Origin of the sequence: Fodinibius salsisoli, from assembly GCF_026229185.1 — a bacterium.
GTDB lineage: Bacteria > Bacteroidota > Rhodothermia > Balneolales > Balneolaceae > Fodinibius > Fodinibius salsisoli.
Genome location: NZ_JAGGJA010000015.1, coordinates 91380 through 100364, shown reverse-complemented (window position 1 = coordinate 100364; position 8985 = coordinate 91380). Strand labels below are relative to the sequence as shown.

The 8985-nt window shown below is 44.3% G+C and carries 5 protein-coding genes; 3 read left to right on the top strand and 2 right to left on the bottom strand.

Features of this window, described 5'->3' with window-relative positions:
• Positions 1 to 661 precede the first annotated feature (661 nt).
• Complete coding sequence (gene hisA, locus J6I44_RS17535) at positions 662 to 1381, bottom strand: 1-(5-phosphoribosyl)-5-[(5-phosphoribosylamino)methylideneamino]imidazole-4-carboxamide isomerase (RefSeq protein WP_265767485.1); 720 nt, start codon at positions 1379 to 1381, stop codon at positions 662 to 664.
• Positions 1382 to 1792: 411 nt separating this feature from the next.
• Between hisA and J6I44_RS17530 the strand changes: the two genes are divergently transcribed.
• Positions 1793 to 3382 carry a calcineurin-like phosphoesterase family protein gene (locus J6I44_RS17530; RefSeq protein ID WP_265767484.1) on the top strand — a complete coding sequence of 530 codons (1590 nt, stop codon included), beginning with the start codon at positions 1793 to 1795 and terminating at the stop codon, positions 3380 to 3382.
• A gap of 97 nt (positions 3383 to 3479) precedes the next feature.
• Here J6I44_RS17530 and J6I44_RS17525 read toward each other — a convergent pair whose 3' ends face one another.
• On the bottom strand, positions 3480 to 4520 hold the full coding sequence (locus J6I44_RS17525; protein WP_265767483.1) for an endo alpha-1,4 polygalactosaminidase: 1041 nt from the start codon (positions 4518 to 4520) through the stop codon (positions 3480 to 3482).
• Between the two features lie 254 nt (positions 4521 to 4774).
• On the opposite strand from J6I44_RS17525, the gene J6I44_RS17520 reads away from it, so the two are divergent.
• Positions 4775 to 7462, top strand: a complete 2688-nt coding sequence (locus tag J6I44_RS17520) for an Npt1/Npt2 family nucleotide transporter (RefSeq protein WP_265767482.1) — start codon at positions 4775 to 4777, stop codon at positions 7460 to 7462.
• Between the two features lie 75 nt (positions 7463 to 7537).
• On the top strand, positions 7538 to 8980 hold the full coding sequence (locus J6I44_RS17515) for a BamA/TamA family outer membrane protein (protein WP_265767480.1): 1443 nt from the start codon (positions 7538 to 7540) through the stop codon (positions 8978 to 8980).
• The last annotated feature ends 5 nt before the right edge of the window (positions 8981 to 8985 follow it).

Genomic DNA, 8985 nt, shown 5'->3' with positions numbered 1-8985 from the left:
AAGTGATTAAGGTAGCCATTGCTCATAAACTGCTTCGACAGGCATTTGCCGTAGGTAGTAAGTGCGAACCATTTGAAGAAAAAAAGGCATTGGCTGCTTGACTTTCAACACAGTTCATTGCGCATAACCGGCACGGGAATTACTAACTAAATAAGGGTACAAAATTCTAAATTAGCAAACTCATCAAACCAACGGTGAGGCCGTGTCCGCCGTTAATGCGCTGGTTAGGTTGCCACCATTTTTTAAAAGTTAATAACGCCAATTATGCGTAATAAACTTACTATCACTAATAAGCTTGTACAAAATGCCGTGCTCAAAATAATTCCTTTTTGCCAATCTTTTTGCTGCTCCCAATTTCTAACTTTTTTCTGGTAACTAATTAAAATAATAACACTTAAGACTGTAAAAGTGTGAAGGGGGTCTAACCCAATACTTTCTAAGTAGTCGATAATATTTGCAACTAGTTTATCTCTAGGATCTGTCATATTATTCTAAGGCAACCTAACATATAATTGAGCGGAATCCCCCCCCCTCAGCACAACTTCCATATAATATTGGGGTTTATCCAGTTATTTATTGTGAGGGCACATTCAGTGGATATTATCAGGAATAGGGATTCCTGATAATGTATCCAGATAATATTTGCTGAGGGCAGTATCGTTTAGTCGCTATGGTACTTCATCATCTCTTCGAGGCTAATCTTTTGCTCGTAGTAAGCACGTCCCACCACCACGCCAAAGAGATCCGCTTTAGATAACTGCTTAAAATCATCCACCGAGGCTACCCCACCGGAGGCAATAAACTGGATGTCCGGATACGTTTCCTGCAGCGATTGGTAAAGTTCCAGGTTGGTACCCTCCAGCGTGCCGTCGCGGGAAATGTCCGTGCATAGAATGGTCGAGAGTCCCCGCTCAAACATGGGCTGCAAAAAATCATCCAGCGACTGGTCGAGGGTCTCCAGCCATCCGCCGTAGGCCACCTTGCCATCCTTCAGGTCCATCCCCAGGATAGCCTGCTTGCTGAAGTTATCCAAGACCTGGCCCCAGGCTTCGGGACTCTTAACGGCCATAGAACTGCAGATGATATTGGATACTCCATGATTGATCAGCTTGGCCGCATCCTCATAGCTGCGGATGCCCCCGCCGGTCTGTACCGACATGTCCAGCTTGTCAATAATCTGCTGGATATGCTTTAGATTGACGAAATTACCCTCTTTGGCCCCGTTTAAATCCACAATATGAATGTGCCGAAAGCCGGCCTCTTTGAATTTTTGGGCTTCATCAAGGGGATTGTCATTATAGATCGTTGCTTCTTTGTAGTCGCCTTTGTGCAGGCGAACGACCTGTCCATCTAACAGGTCAATAGCAGGAATTACACGCATAATTTTATTTTATTTAGAACTGCGCGTTGAGTATTAAACAGTAACCTTATTATGAGTCTGGTCATCCCCCAAATCACACAAAACCACCTTGATTTTCCCCTTTCATGGGCAGGGGGGATGTAGCCCATACAAGTACAGCTTGAACCTATAGAGTTTAGCTTCTTAAGGATTTTTTAACTACTCAACACAGTAGAATTATTATTTAGAACACTGTTGAAGCATATCAGGCGGTTGGCCGAGGATAGGGAAGTATTAGATTATATCCGCGAAAATTTGCATAATCCGCTTCATTTGCGTTCCATTCATTTCGCCCTGAAATTAAGTTTATGATTCGTTAATCTCCATTTTAAACTAAGGTTTAATGCTATTTGTAGCATAGGTCTCCCAAAAAATTAAACATAACCTATTTTTATGAAATTACGCTTTGCTTCTATTTTAATATTAGGATTTTGCCTGCTCGGCTCACCGGCCCGGGCGCAACAAACCGCAACAGGTACCGTCTACCGGGATGCCAATGCCAACGGGCAGTTAGATTCGGGGGATGAAGGCATTGCCGGAGTACCCGTTTCTAATGGTCAGGAGGTGGTACTAACCGATGCCGAAGGCACGTATTCGATTGATATAGACGAACAGGATAGCCGGGTTTTCGTCATCAAGCCCTCCGGTTACCAGTTGCCGGTTGATGAACTGAATCGTCCCCGGTTTTATTATCTACACAAGCCCAATGGGTCGCCGGATCTTGATTTTGAAGGCGTTGAACCGACGGGCACATTACCGAAGGCCATTAACTTTCCGCTTATAGAAACCGAGCAGAAAGATGAATTTCAGGCGCTTATCTTTGGAGATCCACAGCCGTATACCCGCCAGGAAGTCGATTATTTTGATCGTGACATTGTCTCTGAACTGCACGATGCCACAGAATATGATTTTGGTATTTCCCTGGGCGACCTTGTGGGCGATGACCTGGATTTGTTTCAGCCTTACAGCGAGTCGGTGGCCAAAGTGGGTATCCCGTGGTTTAACGTCTACGGCAATCACGATATGAATTTTGATGCCCAGAGCGATGAGTTGGCCGACGAAACCTTTGAGGCAACCTTTGGTCCGGCTACCTATTCGTTTAACCATGGCAAGGCACATTTTATCATCCTGGATGATGTCATCTATCCGCGGACCGATGGCGTATCGGGCTATATAGGCGGACTTACTGATCGACAGCTGGATTTCATCGAGAATGATTTGAAGCATGTGCCTAAGGATCACTTGGTGGTACTGGCTTTCCATATCCCTATTCCGGAAGGGGATAATGGCAGTTACCGGCTGTCCGACCGCCGTGATCTATTTGATCTGCTGAAAGAGTATCCGAATACGTTATCATTATCAGCACATACACACATCCAGCAGTTTAACTTTTTTGATGTTGAAGAAGATTGGGACCAATTAACGCCTCATATCCATTATAATGTGGGTACTACCTCGGGTGACTGGTGGTCTGGAGTTCCGGATGATCGCGATATTCCACCTACGTTGATGCGTGACGGCACGCCGAATGGCTATGCGATGCTCAACGTTGATGGCAACAGCTTTACCATTGATTATAAAGCGGCAGACTATTCGGAAGATTATAAAATGAGTATATGGGGGCCTAAAGTCGTTCCCCAGGATTCCTGGCACGGCGCGCAACTGTATGTGAACTACTTTCTGGGCAATCAGCTTACGGAGGTAGAGTACCGGGTCAAAGAGTATGATGACGCATGGCGCACGATGTACAGGGCTGAAACCGAAGATCCGTATGTAGCTGAGCTGCGTCAAAAGTGGGATGGGGCAACATCGTTGCCAGATGGGAAACGACCCTCAAACCCTATTGAATCAAGTCATTTGTGGAAGGGAGGCGTGCCCAATAATTTACCGCTGGGCGAACAAGTTATTGAGGTTCGGGTAACTGATATGTTTGGCCGAACCTTTACGAATGAGTTCCAGTACCGGGTAGCAGAGGCGAAGTAATTGATTTGTGGCATAAACCAAAAACCGGAGTTTCGATGAGGTATCGACTCCGGTTTTTGTATTCCTCATCTTCGCTCAAAATGAGGATGGTAGCTCTTTAGGTGGTTTCAAAGTAATAATAGGCATCAATCAGATCGAGGTAGGTGCCGTCAAAGCCAGCAGCGAGGATACGATCGAGATAAGATTCGGAAGTTCCCCAAATGAGATCCTGCCATTGCTGGGACCAATACTTTACTTTAAAGTTGCCGGGCCAGTTGGGGTTCTCGGGTTCCATCCAGTTGGGAGCGGTAGTGTTCCATGAAGAATCCCAGTAATACCGATAATCTTCGGCCTCCCCAATGCTCATGTATGCCAGTACCAAGCGTTTGCCGCCATTAGCTTTGGTCTTAAGGCGGGCTACTTCAGCGGCTGTGAAGGAAATATCATCATAAAGGAATAGGTCGATTACAATTAGGTCATGATTGGTTTGCTCAAGATCCTGTAGAAGCGCTTCTTTAGTACCATAGTTTTGAGGGTTGATCAGGTATAAGAAGTTTTTAGCTTCCGACAGGGATTGGATATCATTCGCGTTTTCGTTGTATAAAGAACTATCATAGCCCGGAACAATATCGAGGCTGCGATGTGGTGCCACGAATGGAATATATCCATGATCATGGTTCCGTTCGAAAGATCGATCAATCTTTTTGGGGCTCCAGGCATAATCAATAGTCAAAATTGGTTTTCCCGCTTTCTTCGCTTCATCCAAAAAGGATTGCATATAAAGTCTTTCATTTTTAGGTGTGGCTTTATTATCCTGCTCATATCCAAAGAAAAGATCTTCGCGGGCAAGCCCGTCAATACCATTCAGGTATTTCTGATTTAGCGTTCCTGAATCGTTATAAATCAGTTCTTCTCCATTTTGGGGAATAACAACGAAAGAGGGGTTTTGCTGTCGGGCATAGTCACCAATATTGGTGACGAAAGAGACCATCTCATCCCGGTAATCGGGTGTTTCGTTCATTTCAAATGTATATTGATCGGTTAACTCGGTGCCCGGCTTTAGGTTATCATTTGATGAATAGTAGGCATCACTTAAGCCATTGGTACAGCTTACCGCAAGCAGTGACAAGAAGAAAAAATATTTAGTAGTTGTTTTCATTTTCGTATTGAAAGAATAGTTGATGTCATGTATCACATATACAAGAGTGATTTTTTGGTCTGTTGTTACATTTTTTTCTAAAAAATTAATCGGAAACTTTACAGGCTGGCTGTGGTCGCTGTAATTTTGCTATTAAAATGAACGAAATAAGAGAATGATGGATAGTTCTTGCGCCAATAATCGTTAAGTAGATGGATGTTTGGTGCCGGTTATAAATTGGCAATACGCAAGATTACTTTTTAACTTCACCGGTCATGAAAAGAGATGGTATAAAAGAGTATGTTAGGGCTGCCGTAGACATTAAGCCTGGCGAGGGTAAGCTGGTGGGGTTAATGTTCTCATATAATTTTATTTTGCTGATAACCCTCTACCTGCTGAAGCCGGTTCGCGACAGCCTTTTTCTGGTAGAGCAGGGCCCGCAGCAGCTTCCCTTTGTTTTTATCTTTACGGCAATTGCCGCTATCCCCATTTCGATGGGGTATTCCCGGTTCTCTAATAAGTTGGCTTTGGGATGGGTTATTAATGGGATAACGTTATTTCTGACCGCCAACCTGGTACTTATTTGGTGGCTGCTGAGTATCGATTCGCCATTGCTATATTATATCTTTTATATCTGGGTTAGTATTTATTCGATACTGATAACTTCTCAATTTTGGTTATTAGCCAATGCGTTATTTAATCCCATCCAGGCCAAACGTATTTTTACCCTGTTGAGTCTGGCTGCCATAACCGGTTCTATTGCAGGTGGTGAAATTACGGGGTTCCTGATTGACACCATCGGCATATCACCCCCTGATTTATTGCTTATTGGGGCGGCTCTTTTATTCGGAACGGTATTCCTTATACCAATTATTCGGTCAGAAGCGAATGGATCTTCAGAAGCAGAAGAGGTCGGAAGGGAGGGTAGAGAATCCGGAGAATCTGGATTTGGAAAATTTCTTTTCAGGGATATCATCCAGTCACGCCACCTGATACTCATCATCGGGATTATCGGTATTTCTGTAATCGCCACAACAATGATCGATTACCAGTTTAAAACAGTGGCTTCATCCATCTATACAACCGACAATAGCCTGACCACCTTCATGGGACGATTTTACGGCCGGGTTAGTATTATCGCACTGTTATTACAGCTTTTTCTGTCCTCCAAATTTATTAGTCGCAAGGGCGTAGGCGGGGCCGTTACTCTGCTGCCAAGTATCTTATTGTTGGGTTCAGCAGGATTATTTATCTGGCCGGGATTGTTAGCAGCTGTGTTAGTACGTGGTGCCGATCAGAGCTTAAAACATTCGCTGGACCGTACGGGGCGTGAGTTGCTGTTTGTGCCTGTCGAATTAAATCTCAAAAAGCGGACCAAGGTTTTTATTGACCTCTTTGTGGATAACGGAGCGCAGGGATTGGCCGGGGCTTTATTATTACTTCTGACGTTTCAAATGAACCTCTCGGTTAAATACCTCAGCCTGATCGTTATGGGGCTTCTGATCTGCTGGATCATTTTAGCCGTTTGGGTACACCGCTCATATGTCAACGAGTTTAGAGAGTCATTGGAGAAACAGGTCAATGACCCCGGCCACAAGTCAGGAGAACTGGAGGGTCGATGGTCTCCTGAGGAAATGATGCAACGCCTGCAAAGCCAAAATGAATCTACGGTGATGATGGCGTTGAAACGACTGGAAACACAATATGAGATTGAAAATATACCGCTGAAAAACTTAGAGCGTTTGCTTGGTCATCCCAACCCCAAAGTGCGAAGGCGAAGCTTGCGGTTGTTTCGGACTCGGGAAATAGATGGATATATCCAGGAAATTGCACGTCTGCTTGAAGATCCGGATGTGGAGGTACGGCTGGAGGCAGCCCGGTACATCTACCACTTTTATGATTCGGAAAAATATGAAGTAGACTGGCAAGAAATATTGAAAGATGGTCTCAACCATCAGGATATAAAAATTCGCACCGCCACGCTTGGACTCATTGCAAAAGATGGAGGGGAGCATGAGCGTGCATTGATAACAACGGAATTTTTAGAGGAAGCCCTGTCATACAAAGGAGAGAGCAGTGAAGAATTTAAAGTAGAGGTTGCGCGAGCCTTAGGCGTAGCCTATGACCGGTCTCGGCGACATATCTTGCGCATATTGCTTGAAGATGACTCCCCCGAGGTTGTAAAACGAGCCATACTGAGTGCCGGACGGGCGGGAGATCGAATATTTATCCACGTTCTGCTCGATTATCTTGACTCAAATAAATACAAAAAGACGGCCCAACAGGGGCTTGCCATGTATGGACGGCGGATATTTGGAACACTGTTCGATTACTTAACCGATGATGAAGTAGAACTCGAAAAAAGAGTGCAGATTCCTTCTATCCTGTACTATAACGCCAGCCAGGTTGCCTTAGATGTTCTGCAGCTTGGTCTTGATGACAGCGTGGTACCGGTCCGCCATCAAATTATTAAGGCGTTGAATAAGATACGGCAAGATATTAAATCTCCCGTCTTTAATACCGAAAAGCTGAGGAAGTGTGTATACCAAGAGGCTCGTCGTTATGCATTGTTGGAACAGTCCCATTTTGTGCTGAAGGTCCCAGACCAGTATCCTGAGTTAGCAAAAGTGATGGAGGAAGAGATTGCAAAGAGTTTTGAGAATATTTTCCGCCTATTGGGATTGATCTACAATGCTAATGATATTTATAATGGGTACAAGGGGATCCGGAGCGGTAAAGAAACACTGATTTCAGAAAGTATTGAGTTTTTGGATAACCTGATTGATTGGGAGGAAAAGAAGTATCTGATGCCGTTATTTGAATCCTTATTATCCAAACAGGATAATTATGGACAGTTTGAGCAAGAAATACAAACATTGGAGCAGGCAACCCACTTTTTATCTCAGTTAAGACATCCCGTTTTACAAGAATTGACCGAAAATGCTGTAAATAATATGAAGTAATTACGTATCATATATCCTGAAGCTGGGAAAGGAGATGAAGCACAGAGGCGCTCGGTAAGCTAAATAAAGGTCATAGTGGAGTTTTTATCATTTAATCATCATAGAGTATTACGCTTGTTGTTGTGGTTGGGCATCGCAATGGTTACCCAAGCCGGGGCTGTGGTCCATGCATCCCACATCCATGAAGAGACCTTTATTACTACAACAACTAACACTAATCCTTTTTTTAAGGTAGCTGATCCGGATACGATCCCGGGCAAAGCACACCCTGATTCTATTCCATATAGGGCCGATCGTACTTTGGCCAGAACGTTGTTAAAAGCACCGGCTGCCGTTGTTCATTTAGCAATACAGCCTCTTAAATGGGGAATAAATTGGAACGAAGAAAAGCAGGTTATTTCAAGGATCTCTGATTTTCTTTTGAATGAAGAGAAAACAGCCGGTTTTTATCCCAGTTTCTCGATAGGTGGACGAACAGCCTTTGCAGCGGGCTTTACCTACTTCAACCGGGACCTTTTTAATGGTGGACATTCGTTCGACTTCAATACCTTTTATACCAATACACAGAATTACCGGTTAGATATTAATTATAAGGTTCCTCCTGCACCCCGGCGAAGATATCAAATCGATATCAGTGGCAATCTGCGTAAGAATAATGATCAGGATATTTTCCTGGGAGGTAACAGTGGACCCGAAGATCTGGAAGTCGATTATCAGATTGAAAGCTATAACCTTAAGACAGAGGTTGGATATTTAATACGGCCCAACCTGCTGGCTAAAGTAACCAATGGGGTTATTCACACTCGTGTACACAATGTTGCAGAACAGACCGAAACCGGAGAGCCTCTGAGCAATTTTGTGGATCCAGAAACATACGGCTTTTGCACGACCAACTTACTTAGTTCCGGGCTTGGAGTAACGCTCGACCATCGTAAGGGACTTTCCGAGAATGACAACACCAATTTGATTAGCAGGGTAACCACCTCCTATGATTTTAAGCAAACCAAGGTACGGGTTTATTCCGGTGCCCTGTACGACGCAGGCATTTCTTACAGCCGCAGTCTAAATAATACTGATTTTGAGTATTTAACCTATTATGGCGACTGGCAGCAATTCTTCTCTGTCCCGGGTTTGCCACTGGACCGTCGCCTGGCATTCCGGGCACGTCTTCAAAAGCGGTACCCGCTTGGCGGTGCTTCGGTTCCCTTTTACGAGCAAAGTATTTTGGGCGATGCCGATAACTTGCGGGGATATGAGCAGGATCGATTCCGGGATTTAGGCTCTCTGCTGTTTACCCTGGAATATCGGTATCCCATCTGGGATACCTGGGATGCAGTGCTGTTTACTGACCAGGGACAGGTTTTTAGTAACTACGACCAGATAACATTCAACCGATTTCATGGTTCGGTGGGCACGGGATTACGATTTATGACGGCTTCCGACTTTTTGTTCCGCGTAGAAATTGCTTTTAGTAAAGAGGAAATCCGAAGTTTACTGAAATTTACTATGAATTTTTAAGGGAC